The following is a 17,501-nucleotide window of genomic DNA, read 5'->3' as shown; positions in this document are numbered from 1 at the left end:
ATGAATAAGATGTTTAAGTATGGCATGGGCCTCGCTGCAGCAATCGCTTTGGTTGCCTGCTCTGCAGATAGCATTAGCAATAGCGACGCCGAAAACTGGCCCTCTGATTTTAGTGTGTCTGAATATGCAAGAGTCAATCCGGACCTGGGAACCTATCAGGCCCTGTCTGCCGTGGCTGATTCCAATGCTGTTCTTCGTAATCTGATTACCGAGCAGCTGACTCAGGCTGCTATCGAGGCAGACTCTTCCGATAAGACCTATGAACAAAAGCTCGCCTCTGCCAAGACCAAGGCAGAACAGCAGGTCAAGAAGACTTATGTCACCGGTATCATCCTCAACGACGATGCCGAATGGACTGCCTATTTTGATGATTCTACCGCAGTAAAGGAAATCTTCCTTAACTATGCTGGTCTTAGCGAAAGTTACTGGCCTGGTTCTGCCGCATTCCTGAACGGTATGTACAATCCGGACTCTTCCATCAACATCTTCGGTCAGACCGCGATGCAGTACCGCCTGGCCTTGAATCCGTACCACATTTACGGTAACAAGGCTTCTGCAGACCTGGCTTTCCTGAAGTCTGTTCCTGTTGATTCCAACTTGATCAAGTATCAGTACATTCGTGCTGGCCGTTATGAAGGTCGTGCCTACCGTTTCTGCCGTGCAGGCGATAACGCTGTCATCAAGCAGCTGGACGTTACGGTTACCCGCTATGATACCACTGTAACGGTTTACGACACTACTTGGAGCGTAACCGAACGAGCCGATACTACTCACTCCGCAACTAAGATTAGTTATGTGGATGCTGACGGCAAGGATACCACAATGTTGCTTTCCTCCTATCAGAAGCATCTTGCAGAAGGCGATTCTTCTATCGTTCCGAAGGATACTATCTACACCATTGAGACTAAAGAAGTTAAGGATTATGTAGACCGTGCTCCGAGAGACAGTATTTACCAGAAGAAGAAGACGTCTACTCAGGCCATGAGCCCCAATGCTGCACCTGTTGGCAACACTGGTGAAGTTTGGGATTTCTCCGCTGATCTTTACTGCAAGTCCGAAGTTGACGGTGAAGTTTATTTAATCGGTAATCCGTAGCGAGGTTTTTATGAAAAAGCTTTCTTTTATCGCTTTAGCTTCTCTTGTTGCTGCTGCCGTTGCGGCTCCTTTTAAGGTCGTTGGATACTACCCGTCCTGGGCTCAGTATAGCCAGTTCTTCCCGAAGGATGTTCGTTACCAGTTCGTGACAGATATCCATTATGCCTCTTTGGCTCCGGCTGAAGACGGTAGCATTGCCTACGCAGACGAAAGCGATGCCGCTAACTTCGAAGAGTTGGCCAAGCTTTCTTCTGAAAATGGCGTTTCCCTGGTGGCATCCATCGGTGGCTTCGAAAACGAAGGCAATTTGAAGGCTATCGCCGGTGACGATTCCAAGCTTTCCGCTTTCTGCGATGCTGCTATGGAATGGGTCGAAAAGTATAATCTTGGTGGTGTGGAACTGGACTGGACCAATGCAACTGGCGATGATGCCGCCGACATTGGCAAGCTGGTTTCCGCTCTCAAGGATAAGCTGGGTTCCAAGTCTGTTTCCGTGATGGCCTATGCTGCAACCATGGATGCCTATTCCGATGCAATCAGCCAGGCTGACTATGTCACACTGTCTGTAGGCGACCAGATGGACGAATCTGCAGAATCCGTCAAGCCCAACCTTTCTAAGCAGGACGTGGAATCCGCTGTTCGCGCTCTGTCTGGCAAGGGTGTCTCCAGCGACAAGATCGTTCCCATTGTTCCCATGTATGGTAAGTCCTTTGCCGGTGCAAGCGGCCTGGGTTCTTCTCATCAGGGTGTAGGTAGCGGTAACGAAGGTTACTTGGCCTATAAGGAACTGATGAAGAAGTTCGAAGCTCCGGACTACAAGGTGAACTTTGATGAAGAATCTTCCTCTGAAGTGGCTGTAAGTAACTCTGAAACCATTGTCTTCATGGGTATTCCTTCTGTGAAGGCTATTAGCATGATGGTTAAGGATGAAAGCTTGGCTGGTGTCGCCATGTACGATATTAGTCAGGATCATGACGAAAACATCGTGTCTTTGATGGTGACTGCCGGTCTGGTTCTCCGTCCGGAAGTGAATTACGCCCCGAAGAAGAAAAAGTAGTGTAAAAAAATACTAACATACGCTTTTTTACACTAAAAAAAATACTATTCCAAAAAAAAGTATATATATTTCAACCAAACCCCTTCCCGGTGTCGGGAAAAAAAAGAGAGAGATACTATGAATAAGAAACTTATTGCACTTTCTGCAGTTTCCATGGCTGCAATGGCATCCGCTGCCGTTAACCTCGAAATTTGGTTCGATGGCACCAACCAGCAGGTTAACACTGGTGGAGATTGCATGTACGAATACCAGGTTTGCGAAGAAACCACTATGGGTTACTGGTACGACTATGATGACCGTAAGAACGACAAGGGTGGTTCCTACGCTATCTATCCGTACGAAGCTGACCAGTACGAATCCCTCGTTCAGCCGATGATTGAAAACCTCGGTTATGCAACCATCAAGTACGTTCTCGTCGACCCGACCACTACCGGTCAGACCGCTGAATATCCGTACAACTTCGTTGGCTTCGGCTTCAACACTGTTGGTGCTAGCCAGGATCCGATGGACATCACCGCTGCTGGTGGTCTCTGCGCTACCTATACTTCTGACCTCGCTGTGACTCTCGAAGTTGCAACTCCGGATGCAGGCGACGCTTCTTGTAGCGTGACCCTCACCAAGGCTGCTACTCCGACCAAGGCTGACAAGGCTATCGCAGACTTCAAGCAGCCCACTTGGGCAGATAAAAAGCTGCCGGGCGGTTGCGCTGACGCTTTCGCTGCAGCTACCGCTGTTAAGTTCAAGCTGGATGGTCAGGCTTCTGACGCTCAGGGTCAGCTCCGTATTTTCGAAGTCGGTCCTAAGGGTACCTGCTCTGGTGCAAAGTCTGCTGCTGCTGAACCTGCATTCACTTGCAAGTCCAACGGTTCTGGCGCTGCTGTATGCTCCGGCGACGCCGCTATCAACACTGTTAAGGCTGCAAGCGCAGTTAAGGCAACCCTCGCTGGCCGCACCCTCTCCTTCGGTGTGACCGTTGCTAAGGCTGAAATCGTTAACCTCCAGGGTCAGGTTGTTATGACCGCTTCCTCCGTGAAGACCATGGACCTCTCCAAGGTTCAGGCTGGTGTCTATATGGTTCGCGCTGCTGGCAAGTCCGCTGTCATGAACCAGAAGATCCTCGTGAAGTAATTTAACTCACAAGATTCTAGAAAAGGGGAATTTCGCTTGACGGAATTCCCCTTTTTATTATATATTAGGACTACTCAAAAAATGAGGTGCTCATGAATATTTCGAAAGCTTTCCTTGCATTGCCTATAGCTTTTGCTTTATATGCTTGTGGTGATGATTCCTCTGCCGGTTCCGATCCTGTTGTCAATCCGGATGATCCGTCTGTTATTGTTTCTTCTGACTCTCAGGGTTCTATGGACCCCACTAGCTCTCCCGTTGGAGGCAATGAAGGTGGCGAGTCCTCTCCGGAACAGCCCGCATCTTCTGCCGCAGCTGCTGTTTCTACTGTCGCACTGCCTGCAGGAGCATCTCCCGCAGTTTCCGACGCGTTCTACGAAACTTGGAAAAAGCGCTGGATTATTTATCTTAATGATGAAGTTGCCGGTGGTTCTACCCTCAACTACGAAATGTTCACCGGTTCCCAGGGACAGTATATTATGACTGCCAAGATGGGTGCCCCTCATCCGAATCCGGCCCGAGTGATTTGGGATGGCGGTACGGGCGAACAGTGCGAACTTACCGATATGCAATCTTGGAATGGCGTGAACTTTACGGTGGCTCTCCGTCGTAAGTTGGGTTGTACCGTTTCTGAAGGTATCGGCTATGGTATGTTGCTCGCTGTCCTTCACAACGATAAGGACCTGTACAACGCTCTGTGGGCTTACAACGTGGTGGCCCGTGACTACAATACCGCTGGCTTGATGCCCTGGGAACTGCAGTCTTTCAGCAATACCGTTTCTAACTCTGCCGCTCTGGATGCTGACCTTGATGTGGCTACCTCTCTGATTCTTGCAGAAAGCAAGTGGGGCGGTGGATACTATCTGGCTGACGCTCTTGTCTTGCTGGATGCCGTTAAGCTCAAGGGTATCAATCCCGAAAATCTGTTGATCCGTCCGGGTGACACCTGGGCAAACAAGGACGTCTATAACCTGAGCTACCTTTCCCCGGCTGCAATCCGCCTGTTTGATGCCGTTCAGCCCGAAGGTAAGTGGTTGGACATCCTGGCTGCAAACTACAAGTACATGATGGATGTTCAGGATAAGGGCGCTATCCCTCTGTTCCCGGATTGGTCTAACGCAGCCGCAGAAGCTACTGACCCGAAGAATGGATCTGCCGCCAAGTCCTATATGCTGTTCGATAAGGAATCTGTGCGTATTCCCTGGCGTATTGCCTGGGATTACTACTGGAATCAGAGTGCAGAAGCGCAGACTATCTTGACCAAGATGTCTACCTTCATCTCTACTGCAACTGCAGGCGATCCTAACGCCCTTTCTGATTACTCCTATAACTATCTTACTGGCGAACTTTCTACCAGTTCTATTAAGGGTACCCACTTTATCGGTGCTTACTGCTTGATGGGTATGGGTGTAAATCAGCCCTGGCTGGATGCTTGCTACGCTAGATTCAACAACGAAATGGCAGGCTACAATCCGGTGGGATACACTGGTACTTACTTCAAGGAAATCTTGATGAACTTGTTTGCAACGTTGCTGAATGGCGGTTTTGTTAAGTAGTTGACTGTCAATGTGGTAAACTATTGTAAACGAAACGTAGTCTAAAACGTGCAGAATATCACAGGCCCGCCTCTGGCGGGCTTTTTGTCTACCTATGTAAACAAAAAATAGCTAGTTCAAGGGTTATAAAACTAGGCATAGTAAATTAACTTTACTATTGGGATGGTAAATATTTTAGCCGGAGAGTTTTTAGTATGAAAAAGTTATTGTCGACACTACTTTTGTCCTGCGCAGTTTCCTTTGCTGCAGGAGTCTACGATGGAGCTAAGCCGCTCCGTGTCGGTCCCGTTTCTGCCTATGGTGCTTTGGGTACCAGTGGTAGCAAGGTTGTTAGCATTTCCAGCGGAAAGCAGGTGACCCTCCGCGGTATGAGCCTGTTCTGGTCCGATGCTACCGGCTCCCCCTATTACAATTCCGAAGTGATCAGCTGGGCTGCCGAAAAGCTTGGCATCGATGTTTTCCGTTTTGCCATGGCAATTGATTGCTATAAGGAAAGCGACTGCAGTAACAATAGCGACGAAAAGGTTGCCGCATCCTATAAGAGCAATCCGTCTGGCTTGGAAGCTAAGCTGGACAACATGGTGAAGGTCGCCATTGAAAACGATATCTACATCATCGTTGACTGGCATAGCCATCGCGCAAGAAGCGAACAGGCTTTGGCAACGGATTTCTTTGGCCGTATGGCTGCAAAGTATGCCAACGTTCCCAATATCATCTGGGAAGTGTTCAACGAACCTGTTAATGATGGCATGGGTGAAATTGCTTCCTATGCAAACACCGTTATCAGCGCCATCCGTACAAATGGCTCCCCGAACCTGGCCCTGGTAGGCACCCCCTTCTACTCCCAGATGGGTAGCTGCGGTGGCGTTAACCAGACCAACGTAGGCTACGTGTTCCATTTCTACGCAGCAACACATACCTTGGGGGCTTTCAAGAATGCCATTGAAGGTTGCTTGAGCAACAATGCCGTGTTTGTTACCGAATGGGGTACTACCGAAGCTTCTGGTGCCGGTAGCATTAGCGAAGGCAGCTCTAAGGAATGGCTGGACTACCTGGATGGTAAGGGTATTTCCAACTGTAACTGGTCTCTGCGTCACGAAACTGTCGGCAATAAGCCTGAAGCTTCTGCCATGTTCAAGGGTAGCACCGTGTTGAATTCCAAGGCTGCCTTGAATGAAGCTAGCTACACCACTTCTGGCACTATCGTCAAGAACTATCTTACCTCTAAGTCTAGAGTAGGCACCTGGGCAGACTCTATTACTGCCGGTAAGCACACTGGTGCTTGCGCCTTCGCTCACGCTTCTGCTTCTGAAATGGAAACTTCCATTGAAGGCAAGGCTAGCGCTTCCTGTACTTATACTTCTAGCGATGAATCTGTTGCTACTATCGAAGCTGGTTCCATCAAGATTCATGGTGCCGGTGTGGCAATTATGACTGGTAACGACGGTTCTCAGACTGTGGTGAACATTACCGCTATGCCGAACCAGACCTTTACCCAGCCCAATGTGACCTGCCGTCTGAGTGGTAGCGGTTGCCAGAACTTCTCCGGTGATTCCAAGATGCAGCAGAAGATGAACGAAACTGTTACTATCGAAGGTAGCCCCATTACTTACACCTCTGACAATCCGGATGTGGTTTCTGTTGAGAAGATGACCTGTACTTCTGCAAACTGCTATTCCTACAAGAATCAGCAGGTCTGGATCGCTTCCTTCAAGAGTGTCGGTGTTGCCCATATCCGCGCTACTGCAGCTGCTGTTCCCGGTTATCGCGCTCTTGATACTACCGTGACCTTTACCTATGCAAAGAATGTGAACTCCCTGAATACCAAGTATTTCAAGAACCAGACTGTTGCATTGGGTTCCACGACTCAGGTGTTTACTGTTGAAGCTCATAAGGTTCCTGTGACCTATACCATTACTCCGGAAGGTTATGCAACTCAGGACGGTGAAATGCTGGTGGCTGGTAACGTCGATGCTACCATTACCATTCACGCTGTTGCCCCCGAAGCTGAAACTTATGAAGCTATTGACGAAACAATCATGATCAATATCGGTGCTGGCAACCTGTCCATGATTGAAGGTATCACTCCTAAGACCATGGCTAACGTGAGCATGAACGCTCGTATGAACGGCAATAAGCTTGTGATGACTGCAAAGCATTCTGGCTTTGTTACCGTGCAGGTTGTTGATATGGCTGGACGTACCGTAAAGAACGTCGTTAAGTACGTATCTGCTGGCTCTAACGTGATGGATTTGGGTGAAGTCGCTCACGGCAACTATTTCGTGAATGTTAAACAGTCTTCCATGGTGAAGACTATTCCTTGGAGCAATAAGTAATGATTAAACGTTTAGCTCTTATTGGTCTTGCTGCAGCTACGGTTGCTTCCGCTGCTGTAAAGTTCCCCTATCCTCAGGCTCATGGCTATCCGCATACCAGTGTTATTGCCGATGTCTGGAACTGCGCTGGTCAGACTGCTTCTACCATGCTTAAGAACCAGTTTGTCACCTACCTGAAGGAATACTACGAAGAACAGGGTGATCTCGCCCGTATCAAGTTCGATGACAAGGCTCGTACTGTCTCTGAAGGTATTGGCTACGGCATGCTCATGTGCGTGTATTTCAGTGACAATCAGACCAGCTACGAAAGCCAATTCAAGAAGCTCTGGAATTACTACAAGAAGAACATGAACGGTAACGGCATCATGAACTGGAACATCCAGGGATTCGGTGGCGCTATTGGTACCGGTGGTGCTACTGATGCCGAAGAAGATGTGGCTGTGGCCTTGATCATGGCTTATTACCAGTTCGGTAATTCCCAGTACTTGTCTGACGCAGCAACCTTGGTTGCCAACATGCGTAAGAGCGAATTCTCCAGCAATGGTATGCACAAGCTGGGTGACCAGTGGGATCCGTACAAGAACCCCAGCTATGTTAGCCCTGCCGCTTACGAATTGTTCAAGGATGTGGATACCGGTAACAGCAGCTTCTGGGCATCCGCTATCACTACCAACTACAATTTGCTGAAGAAGAATCAGAACGCTAGCACGGGTATTCCCTCTGGTTGGGCAGACAATAACACTTTCCAGCCCATTGTCGGTAATAACGGCTACAACTTCGCCGGTTACGACTATGATGCTGTCCGCGCTCCTTGGCGTTGGGCCTGGAGTTATGCCTGGTATGGTCACTCCGATGCAAAGGAACTTTCTACCAAGTTGGCTGCCTGGGTAAGCACCAGGAACAATGGTCAGCTCTATATCAATATGAAGCCTGATGGTACGATTAACCAGAATGGTGAACCTTGTAAGTCCAATGGTTGCAAGGCCAATGGTTCTTCTATTGGTACCTTGAGCTCCGTTCTTATCGTAGACGAAAAGTATAAGGACCTTCTGAATACCAACTATGGTGCTCTTATGTCTCAGCAGCAGGGATACTTCCATTCTTCCCTCCGTTTGCTGACCGGCTTGCTGATGTCTGGTAACATGCAGAACCTTGCCAAGGCAACTCCGGTTGAACCTCAGACCTTTACTATTCCTGAAGACGCCTGTAAGGATACTACCACCTACTACGAAAACTCCGGTGCTTACGGTTGGAACTCTACCTCTGTGGAACTTTCCGACGAATCCAACACTGGCGTTTACATGGGTAAGCTGATTAAGGGCGACAAGCGCGAAGTCTATCGAAAGGTAGAAAGCGTTGAAGCCGGCAAGGCTTATGTCATGAGTTGGGACGCTACCCAGTCCGAAGGTTCTAACTTGTGGCTGACTTACGCCGTGTATGCTGATGAAACTATGACTGAGCAGCTGTGCGGTGCCATGAAGAAGCTTGTTGGCGGCCAGACCGTTGCTCAGACCTGCGAATTCACTGCTACCCAGTCTGGTGGTGTTTACCTGGCCCTTGTCTTGAATAACTGGGATGAACCTCAGGTGGCTATTTCTAATCTGGCCTTGAAGTCCGCTGATGGTCAGGCTGTTGAAATTGTCGATCCGGGTCCGGTTGATGGCATTGCCGAAGTGGCTCAGGCTCAGCAGATGAAGATCAGCGTTTCTGAAAAGATCGCCTATGTCCAGCTGACTAACGCCGCACGCGTGTCTGTGATGGATATGCAGGGCCGCGTGGTTGTTCCCGCTGTAAAGGCAGAAGCTGGTATGACTCAGATCCAGCTGAATGGCCTGACTGCAGGCAACTATCTGGTTGTGGTCAAGCAGTCTTCTGGCATGAAGGTTCAGCAGATTCATATCGCTGACTAATTGCTGCTCTAGCGAGTCATTGAAGAGGGATCCGTCGTTAAGGCGGACCCTTCTTTTTTTATAAAGTATGGACAAACCCCATCCATATTGATTTTTGTATATTCTGCGGTATGGAAAATGATTCTTTGAATGTGGAGGCGGCCCAGGATAGTGCTGCGGTAGAAGAAATTCAGATGCCCTCTGCGGAACAGTTGGGGATTACCGTTGTGGCAGGGGTTCATTCCCAGGATGGGACTTTGTTGCCCATGAATGCCGTTGTGGGGGATACCATTGACTTTCCGGTGACGGTGAGCTGGAGTGTTAGCGGAAGCGCCTTGCTGGTATTGCCTACGAACTCAGCCACCGCAAAGGGGTTGGAGCAGATTGGCGTTAGCCAGGAATCGGCCCGCTCCGTTAAGGACGGGAAGGAAATCGCTTCCATTACTTTTAACTATAAGATTTTGGCTCAGGATACGGGGAATCTGAATATTCCCGTGTTGAAGTACGATATTCCCACTCAGATGGGGATGCCCTTGACCTTGCGAACCGAAAGCGTGCCCCTGCGTGTGGATGCTCCTGCCAGTGTGCTGCCTGTGATGATTGGCGTTATGGTGGCGGTTGTCGTGCTTTTGGCTGGGATGCTACGGATGAAACGCCGTGCCTCGAACCGTGCTGCCATGACGGCTAAAAAGGCTGCCGAAAGTGAATTGCTGGGGAAGATGACTGTTCTGAAACAGCGTGTGAATTCGGCTGATAGTCGCCAGTGGCTTTTGGATCTGGAGGCAATCTGCAAGGAATATGCGGCTGAACGTTTTTACCTAGATGCAGAAAAGGTTAACTTGGAAGTGCTGCAGAAGCAGGGCAATCTGGAAGGATGGGAATCCCTGTTGGAAGAATTCTCCCATGCCCGCTATGGTGGCGGCAAACGTGACGGCTTTGAAAACAGGGAAACCTGGAAACTGGCCATGAAACTAATGGGAATCAGGGAAGAGTGGTGAGCTGTGAGTTATGAGCGGTGAGCGATGAGTGGTGATTCGTCTACGTGTCATTCTGAGCGGAGTGCGAAGCACGAAGTCGAAGAATCCAGGAAATTAGATATGAATTAATAAGTTAGGCGTCTTCGGCGCGATTATAATAACTCGTATCTCGTATCTGATTTTTTCTCTCGTCTCTCGTACCTCATCCCTTTTATGAAATTTGCTAAATTCAGTTTGAAATAATTTGAGGAATAATAAAATGGATATTCAGGAACTTTCTGAAAAGATTCGTCAGCAGAGCGCTTTCTGTCAGAATCTGCTGCGTGAAGTGGAAGATACCGTCATTGGCCAGAAGGCCATGGTGGAAAGTATTTTGACTGGTATTCTTGCTGATGGTCACGTTCTTCTGGAAGGCCTTCCGGGTCTTGCAAAGACTACTGCGGTGAAGGCTTTTGCTGATGCCGTTTCTTTGGACTTCAAGCGAATCCAGTTCACTCCGGACTTGCTGCCGGCTGACTTGCTGGGTACTACAATCTATAACGCCCGCGAAGCTAAGTTTGAAACTCGCAAGGGCCCTCTGTTTACCAACCTGGTGCTGGCTGACGAAATCAACCGCGCTCCCAGTAAGGTTCAGAGTGCTTTGCTGGAAGCCATGCAGGAACGCCATATTACTATTGGCGACGAAACTTTCAAGCTGGATGAACCGTTCCTGGTTTTGGCTACCCAGAACCCCATCGAACAGGAAGGTACCTACCCGCTGCCCGAAGCCCAGGTGGACCGTTTCCTTTTGAAGGTGAAGGTTTCTTACCCCAACAAGGCCGATGAAATGCGCATCCTGGATGCTGTCGCCGGTGCTGGTCTCCGTCAGCCTAATGCTGTGGCCACCAAGGAAGATATCCTGAAGGCTCGTGAGCTTGTGAAGCAGGTTTATGTGGACGAACGTGTCCGCGAATATATCGTGAACCTGGTGTTGGCTACCCGTGATCCGGGCAGCATCAAGCGCGCTGATCTGGTGGGCTTCATTGAAGTGGGAGCTTCTCCCCGTGCCTCCATCGGTCTTGCCCAGGCTGCAAAGGCTCATGCCTTTATCCAGGGCCGTGCCTACGTGACTCCGGAAGATGTGAAGGCTGTGGCTATGGAAGTTCTCCGCCATCGTATCGTCTTGAGCTATGAAGCTGAAGCGGAAGAAATTTCTGCAGAAACTGTAGTCCAGAAGATCCTGGATTCTGTAGACGTACCCTAGTTATTGGGTTTGAGGCTTGAGGTCGGTAGCTTTGCTACCTAGAGGTTTGAGCTGTTAACAAAAAAAAAGGAACAGTGAAGTTCAACTTCACTGTTCCTTTTTTTTGCGGAGGAGGAATTTAGATATGAATTATGAGATACGAAAGAAGTGAACTGTGTGGACTGTCATTCTGAACTTGTTTCAGAATCCCATGAACGCACGAGACCCTGAGCGCCTTCAGGGTGACATTAGGCGCCTCCGTCGCTCACTACCTCGCGCCTGATGCCTGTGACCTCACGCCTCGTCCTCTCACTGGATCCTTCGACTCCACTTCGTTCCGCTCAGGATGACAGCGCAAAGGCATGCGGCTCGTCGCTCACTACCTCATACCTCATACCTCATACCTCGCGCTCGTTACCTTGTCTGTACTTTCTGCTGTGGGGTGTTGCGGGGTGTCCCCGCTGGGTGGGGTAGCGGAAAACGGCTTTGCCGGTTGGAGCGAGGGGCGGGGCTCCGCCCTTTTTAGCTTAAAGGTTAAAGTTTAAAGTGTAAAGCAGGTTTTTATGCGTCATTTCTTTAGCCTTTATCCTTTCCGCTTTACGCTCTTTACTATCTTGTAGGCGAAAAAGGTCCCGGAGAAACGCTCTGGGTAGCTAATTTCCTGTTTAACTAATCGACCCGAATGGGTCATAAACAAAACGAAGGATATATGGCAAATCGTGTTGTAATCGGCTCCCAGTGGGGTGACGAAGGTAAGGCCAAGGTTGTGGATTTCTTGACTCTGGACGCAAATATCGTGGTGCGTTTCCAGGGCGGTGCAAACGCTGGTCACACTGTTGAAGTGGGTGACAAGAAGTTTGTGTTCCATCTGATTCCGTCTGGCATTATGCATGACGACAAGCTTTGCGTTATTGGTAACGGCGTTGTGCTGGATCCGATCCAGACTCTTGCAGAAATTGCCGACCTCCATACTAAGGGCATCAACCCGGAAGGCCACCTGTTCATTGCTGACAATGCTCAGGTCGTGCTGCCGTACCACTCTGCTCTGGACAAGGCCAAGGAAAAGAAGGCTGGCAAGGCTGCTATCGGTACTACCGGCCGCGGCATTGGCCCCTGCTACAGCGACAAGGTGAACCGTATCGGTGTTCGCGTCGGTGACTTGATGGACGAACGTGAACTGCGCCCCCGCGTCGAAGCTATGGCCAAGGTTCATAACGAAGAATTCAAGGTGATGTACGATGTTCCCGAAATTGATCCGGAAGTGGTGATCAAGGATTACCTGGAACTGGGTCAGAAGATCAAGCCGTTCGTCTGCGATACTAGCGCCCTCCTGTTCAAGGCTGTGAAGGAAGGCAAGAAGCTGGTGTTCGAAGGCGCTCAGGGCACCATCCTGGACGTGGACCAGGGTACTTACCCGTACGTGACCTCCAGCAACACTGTCGCTGGTTATGCAAGCTGCGGCGCAGGTATCGGCCCCACCGCTATCGACCAGGTCGTTGGTGTTGTCAAGGCTTATACCACTCGCGTTGGTAACGGTCCGTTCCCCACTGAACTTCTGGACGAAATGGGTGACACCCTCCGTAAGATCGGTAACGAATATGGTGCAACCACCGGTCGTAACCGTCGCTGCGGTTGGTTCGACGCTCCGGTTGTCCGCAAGGCTGCTATCGTTAACGGCCTGACTCACCTGGCTATCACCAAGCTTGACGTCCTGGATACTTTCGACACCATCAAGATCTGCACTCACTACGAATGCGATGGCGAAAAGATCGAAGTGTTCCCGAACCAGCTGTCCAAGGTCGGTCGTTGCGTGCCGGTTTACGAAGAAATGCCGGGCTGGAAGTGCGATACTACCAAGTGCCGCAAGATGGAAGATCTTCCGGAAAATGCTAAGAAGTACCTGAACCGTATGGCAGAACTGGTTGGCGTGAAGATCGGTATGATTTCTATCGGTGCTAAGCGCGATCAGAGCATTATCGTTGACATGGACTAATTGAAGCGGAAGGAGAAGTTCTTATGGACAATAACGTTGTTGGTTTGCTGAAGGGTGTGGAGCTCTTTTCTGAATTGAACGAGGATCAGCTTTCGATGCTGGCCAATCTGGTTGTTGTCCAGAACTATAACCGCGATGAAACCGTGGTGCTGGAGGGCGACGACTCGATGCAGGCTCTGTATCTGATCGCCTCCGGTTCCGTCCAGGTGTACATGACCGGCGTTGATGGTCGTGAGACGATTCTTTCGTTCCTGGAACGCGGTGACTTCTTTGGCGAAATGAGCTTGATTGACGGTGAACCTAGGTCTGCCTCTGTGCGTACGGTGACGGATGCCCAGATGATGATCATTCACCGTGAATCCTTCTTGACCCTGATTCGTCAGACTCCCGAAATTGCCATGGCGCTGCTGAGCGAAATTAGTAAGCGTCTGCGTAAGGCAAACAAGCAGATCGGTTCCTTGTCTACGATGTCTGTAAGCGGACGCGTGGCTGGAACTCTTCTGAACTTGATGGAAGAACGTGGTGTTCGCATTCATACTGATGCCGGCACTATGGTAACTGTTATTCACAACCGCCCCACCCAGCAGCAGCTGGCCGACATGTCTGGTACTACCCGTGAAACGGTTAGCCGCATTTGCTCTATGTTGGTGAAGGCGAATGCTATTGCTATGACCGGCAAGGATATCGTCATCTTCGACGAAAACGCCCTGCAGGAAAAGGCTAGCAAGGGCTAATATGGATAAATTAAAATCCCTTGTGGGTCGTGTTGGCGGGTGGCTGAAAAAGGCTCCCGTGGTTAAGGCTATCGCTATCTGGATTGTCCTTTTGGTGTTTCTCGCCTTGGCTGTAGATAAAGTATTGATGCCCGCTTTTGCCGGTAAGTTTGCCAGCACGGGTGAGGTTCCCAATCTGGAAGGCATGAGTCAGGAGGCTGCCGAGGCTGCGCTGACAGATGCTGGTTTTAAGTTTGAATGGCTGGAAGAGGGGCGCTACAGTGCGACTATTGATTCCGGCAAGGTTCTTGTGCAGATTCCTGCTGCAGGCCGTGTGGCAAAGCTTGGCCGTACCGTGAAGCTGACTCGCAGCATGGGGCTCCGTCAGGTCGAGATTCCTGATCTTCGTGGCAAGAGCCAGAAGCAGGCTTCTATTTCCCTGGCCCGTGCCGGTCTTGTGCAGGGTGCCATTGTGAAGGGGGCCCACCAGAGCATTCCTCGCGGTGTGGTGATTCGTACGATTCCTATCGCAGGTGAAAAGGTCCGTATTGGCGATACCGTGAAGGTGGTGATTTCTGCCGGTGTGACTACCGGTAAGACCTTGTTGCCGAATTTTGCCGGTACTCCCATTGACGAAGTTTACCCGAAGCTTGAAAAGCTGGGTTTTGTGGTTGGACGTATCAAGCGCGCCAAGGCTCCCGAAGATATGGAAAATCCTGTTCCGGGTGCAGTGATCGAAACTTCTCCCAAGTATGGCGATTATCTGCCGCCGGATACCAAGATTAACTTTGTAATTGTCGAGTAGGTCTGTTTTGGTGAAGTCTTTCTTTTTGTCGCTGATGGTGGTGGCGGTGTTCTTGCTGAACGCCTGCAGTTCCGCTCCTGCGAAAAAGGAAGTGGCCGTTACCTTGAGCAAGGCGGATTCCCTGGCGATTGCCGCCGCTGTGGCAAAACAGATTGCTGAAGGCGGTGTGGCTGTAAGTGCCGAGGAACCGCGCCTTCCTGAAAATATCGATGCCGCCCATGAATCTTTTATCCGCGCTCTCGAAATGGAAATGCGTGGCGAAAAGACTCTGGCCAATGTGTTCTGGCAGCATGCCGCGGAGTCTGACCCTTACAACCGCTTCTTGACCTTCAAGTTGGCCGAAATGCTCATGGCCGAGGGCAATGATTCCCTGGCTTTGATTCAGGCCATGCGTGGCCAGAAGTTGAAGGGTAAGATTCTTGCCTCTCAGTTGTCCTTGCTGGCACACCTTTATGTGAAGGCGGGTGTGGCCGATTCCTGTCGTAAGTATTTCAAGGCAGCCCTTGATTCCAGCAAGTATCAGGACATGACCTTGCTTTACGATTATAGCTTGTTCCTGGAGGCCGTTCAGGATGCGGATGAACTGATCCGTGTTTATGACTTGCTGCTGCCCCAGGTGAACTATATGCCGTCCTTGTTACAGCGTCAGCTGAACTTGTTGCTGGAACATCATAAGGATTCTTCTGTAATCGATCTTTTTGGACGGGCTCACGATGCTACGGGCAACAAGGAATATTTGACCAAGATGGTTCAGGGACTTGTGTTCCAGCGCCGATTGCAGGAAGCCCGAGCTGTCGTAGATACTTTGACTGGCTCTAGCGAAGACAACGAATCCATGGTCGTTCTCCTGATGACGACTTTGGCGGAAACGGACCGTGCTGTTGCATATACCCTGCTCAAGAAGAAATACTATGAGGATGGTGTCCGTTCTCCTGTGCTGACAAACTTCCTGGGCCATTACGAGAATATTCATGGAGACGTCGATAGCGCCAAGGTTCACCTGCTGCAGGCGGCTGAATCGTTGGGCGACCAGAAGGTTTATGCGGCTAATGCTTACCACGCCCTGGCTGGAATCGCCGTCAAGGAAAAGCGCATGAACGATGCCGTGCTTTATGCCGAGAAGGCTGACTCTGTGTCGATGGGTGCAGAAAAGGCCATGTTGGCCATGATGTACGGCTCTGCAAAGATGTATGACAAGGCCTACAAGATGCTGGATTCCCTCATCGCCGTTTGGGATAAGTGGAGCCCGCTGGCCGGAGTGGCTGATTCTGTAACTTTGCGCAAGATGAACGCGGAAGTGGAACGGAACAAGTTGCAGTTCCGTAGCGTCTATGGACGTATTCTGGCCAATGAAGCCCAGGAAATTTTGCAGACCGATAAGTATGATTCTGCCAAGATCGCCCTTGCAAATGCGAAGCGTGCCAAGGCACAGGAATTTTACGAGGGAATTGCCGCCGTCGATTCGTTGAACATGGATGTGCGCATGCTGATGGCCATGAATCTGGAACGCATGGGACGCTATGAAGAATCCTTCAAGATGTTTGAATTCCTGTTGGATAGCGTTCGCGCCCGCAGTGTAGATCAGCCCGAAGTCCTGAATTATTATGGCTATACCTTGATTGACCTGAACCGCAACGCAGACGAAGTGGAAAAGGGTTTCCAGATGGTTTTGAAGGCTCTTGCCATGGAAAAGTCGGAAACTCCCACTGAGGCTTATCTGGATTCCAAGGCATGGGGGCAGTATCGCAAGGGCTTTTATGCAGAGGCCCTGAAGACCATGCAGGAAATCAAGGATCCGAAGTTTGATGAGGATGCCGTTTATTGGGAACATATGGCTGCCATTCAGGAAGCCCTTGGCAATAAGGCTGAAGCCACGGCTGCCTACAAGAAATTGCTGAAGCTTATTCCGAAGCATCCTGAAGCAAGGCGCTTCCTTAATATCAAGAAAAAGTAAAAGGCGGTTGCTTTATGCCGCTGTTTAGATTTCGCTCTCTTTTCTCTTTGCTGCCTGTCTGTGCCTTGGTACTGGCCATGTTTGTTGTTGCCGGCTGTACGGGGGGCAAGGTTCGCACAGACGCACCTGTGGCGGATAAGGAAATTGCTCCTCAGGATAGTCTGCGGGCTAAGTTTAAGCTGACCATTGTCCAGAATGGTGAAAATCAGGAGCTGGATGCCGTCCTGTTTTCTGTACCTGGAAAACGTTATCGCATGGAGTTGACGGGCCCCATGGGCATTGGGGTTGCCTCGATGCTTTGGACGGAAGAAGGTTGGCTCATGACCTTCCCCACAGAAAAGCTTTATGTGAAGGGCGTTGGCTATATGGTTGGGCTGCTCAATGACCGGAGCTTACCCCTGGTTCATATCCATCAGATTGCGGCTTTTTTTGAGGGTAAGTTACTTCCGGATAATTACGAGGATGTGGTGCCTGGCCACGAAGCCGTTGATGGGACGGGACGTCACTTTACCTATGAATTGCAGGATTCGCGAGTGGTTCAGCTAACCTATACGGGACGTGACGGAAAACCTGAAACGTTGAAGTTTTCCGGGTTCCGCGAATTTGAGGGAAATGTGTTACCCGAGACCATTGTTTTTGAACGTGGGGAAAAGCGATTCCTGGAAATAAAAATCAAGAAGGTGACCCACGGAAAGTCTTTTAGCGGTGGAACCTGGAAATTGAATGTTCCCCGGAGTTTTAAGCTTGTTGAACAGTAATTTTTTAGGTTGTGATTCCGG

General features: G+C 50.1%; 13 protein-coding genes. All 13 read left to right on the top strand.

The window, feature by feature from the left end; genetic code table 11:
* The 13 genes from BUB38_RS07230 to BUB38_RS07170 all read left to right on the top strand — a co-directional run bounded on the left by BUB38_RS07230 (position 1) and on the right by BUB38_RS07170 (position 17,480).
* The gene (locus BUB38_RS07230; protein WP_073159069.1) at positions 1-1,095 is read left to right on the top strand and encodes a hypothetical protein; all 1,095 of its coding nucleotides are present in this window, start codon (positions 1-3) and stop codon (positions 1,093-1,095) included.
* Positions 1,096-1,105: 10 nt separating this feature from the next.
* Positions 1,106-2,152 carry a glycoside hydrolase family 18 protein gene (locus BUB38_RS07225; protein ID WP_073159067.1) on the top strand — a complete coding sequence of 349 codons (1,047 nt, stop codon included), beginning with the start codon at positions 1,106-1,108 and terminating at the stop codon, positions 2,150-2,152.
* 117 nt (positions 2,153-2,269) lie between these two features.
* Positions 2,270-3,280: a T9SS type A sorting domain-containing protein gene (locus BUB38_RS07220; RefSeq protein WP_073159065.1), complete on the top strand. Its 1,011-nt coding sequence runs from the start codon at positions 2,270-2,272 to the stop codon at positions 3,278-3,280.
* Between the two features lie 92 nt (positions 3,281-3,372).
* Positions 3,373-4,833: a glycosyl hydrolase family 8 gene (locus BUB38_RS07215; RefSeq protein ID WP_073159062.1), complete on the top strand. Its 1,461-nt coding sequence runs from the start codon at positions 3,373-3,375 to the stop codon at positions 4,831-4,833.
* Between the two features lie 194 nt (positions 4,834-5,027).
* Positions 5,028-7,169 carry a cellulase family glycosylhydrolase gene (locus BUB38_RS07210; RefSeq protein ID WP_073159060.1) on the top strand — a complete coding sequence of 714 codons (2,142 nt, stop codon included), beginning with the start codon at positions 5,028-5,030 and terminating at the stop codon, positions 7,167-7,169.
* The gene (locus tag BUB38_RS07205; protein ID WP_073159058.1) at positions 7,169-9,079 is read left to right on the top strand and encodes a glycosyl hydrolase family 8; all 1,911 of its coding nucleotides are present in this window, start codon (positions 7,169-7,171) and stop codon (positions 9,077-9,079) included. The genes BUB38_RS07210 and BUB38_RS07205 overlap by 1 nt, the downstream gene beginning before the upstream one ends.
* Positions 9,080-9,189: 110 nt before the next feature.
* Positions 9,190-10,056, top strand: a complete 867-nt coding sequence (locus BUB38_RS07200; RefSeq protein ID WP_073159056.1) for a BatD family protein — start codon at positions 9,190-9,192, stop codon at positions 10,054-10,056.
* Positions 10,057-10,294: 238 nt separating this feature from the next.
* Positions 10,295-11,278 (top strand): AAA family ATPase, encoded by a 984-nt coding sequence (locus BUB38_RS07195; RefSeq protein ID WP_073159054.1) that lies wholly within the window; start codon positions 10,295-10,297, stop codon positions 11,276-11,278.
* Positions 11,279-11,966: 688 nt separating this feature from the next.
* On the top strand, positions 11,967-13,250 hold the full coding sequence (locus BUB38_RS07190; protein ID WP_073159052.1) for an adenylosuccinate synthase: 1,284 nt from the start codon (positions 11,967-11,969) through the stop codon (positions 13,248-13,250).
* A gap of 23 nt (positions 13,251-13,273) precedes the next feature.
* Positions 13,274-13,984, top strand: a complete 711-nt coding sequence (locus BUB38_RS07185; protein ID WP_073159050.1) for a Crp/Fnr family transcriptional regulator — start codon at positions 13,274-13,276, stop codon at positions 13,982-13,984.
* Between the two features lies 1 nt (position 13,985).
* Complete coding sequence (locus BUB38_RS07180) at positions 13,986-14,768, top strand: PASTA domain-containing protein (RefSeq protein ID WP_073159048.1); 783 nt, start codon at positions 13,986-13,988, stop codon at positions 14,766-14,768.
* A 10-nt stretch (positions 14,769-14,778) separates the two neighbouring features.
* Positions 14,779-16,722, top strand: coding sequence for a tetratricopeptide repeat protein (locus BUB38_RS07175; RefSeq protein ID WP_254794904.1), 1,944 nt, complete (start codon positions 14,779-14,781; stop codon positions 16,720-16,722).
* 14 nt (positions 16,723-16,736) lie between these two features.
* Positions 16,737-17,480, top strand: coding sequence for a hypothetical protein (locus BUB38_RS07170; RefSeq protein ID WP_073159044.1), 744 nt, complete (start codon positions 16,737-16,739; stop codon positions 17,478-17,480).
* Positions 17,481-17,501 lie beyond the last annotated feature (21 nt).

Origin of the sequence: Fibrobacter sp. UWH5, from assembly GCF_900142505.1 — a bacterium.
Lineage (GTDB): Bacteria > Fibrobacterota > Fibrobacteria > Fibrobacterales > Fibrobacteraceae > Fibrobacter.
This window is presented reverse-complemented; position numbering and strand designations above follow the sequence as displayed.

Excerpts from the sequence above, each read along its gene's own strand:
- BUB38_RS07210 (WP_073159060.1), top strand. The coding sequence starts at position 5,028 with ATGAAAAAGTTATTGTCGACACTACTTTTGTCCTGCGCAGTTTCCTTT.
- BUB38_RS07190 (WP_073159052.1), top strand. The coding sequence starts at position 11,967 with ATGGCAAATCGTGTTGTAATCGGCTCCCAGTGGGGTGACGAAGGTAAG.
- BUB38_RS07195 (WP_073159054.1), top strand. The coding sequence starts at position 10,295 with ATGGATATTCAGGAACTTTCTGAAAAGATTCGTCAGCAGAGCGCTTTC.
- BUB38_RS07220 (WP_073159065.1), top strand. The coding sequence starts at position 2,270 with ATGAATAAGAAACTTATTGCACTTTCTGCAGTTTCCATGGCTGCAATG.
- BUB38_RS07185 (WP_073159050.1), top strand. The coding sequence starts at position 13,274 with ATGGACAATAACGTTGTTGGTTTGCTGAAGGGTGTGGAGCTCTTTTCT.
- BUB38_RS07230 (WP_073159069.1), top strand. The coding sequence starts at position 1 with ATGAATAAGATGTTTAAGTATGGCATGGGCCTCGCTGCAGCAATCGCT.
- BUB38_RS07225 (WP_073159067.1), top strand. The coding sequence starts at position 1,106 with ATGAAAAAGCTTTCTTTTATCGCTTTAGCTTCTCTTGTTGCTGCTGCC.
- BUB38_RS07205 (WP_073159058.1), top strand. The coding sequence starts at position 7,169 with ATGATTAAACGTTTAGCTCTTATTGGTCTTGCTGCAGCTACGGTTGCT.
- BUB38_RS07180 (WP_073159048.1), top strand. The coding sequence starts at position 13,986 with ATGGATAAATTAAAATCCCTTGTGGGTCGTGTTGGCGGGTGGCTGAAA.
- BUB38_RS07170 (WP_073159044.1), top strand. The coding sequence starts at position 16,737 with ATGCCGCTGTTTAGATTTCGCTCTCTTTTCTCTTTGCTGCCTGTCTGT.
- BUB38_RS07215 (WP_073159062.1), top strand. The coding sequence starts at position 3,373 with ATGAATATTTCGAAAGCTTTCCTTGCATTGCCTATAGCTTTTGCTTTA.
- BUB38_RS07200 (WP_073159056.1), top strand. The coding sequence starts at position 9,190 with ATGGAAAATGATTCTTTGAATGTGGAGGCGGCCCAGGATAGTGCTGCG.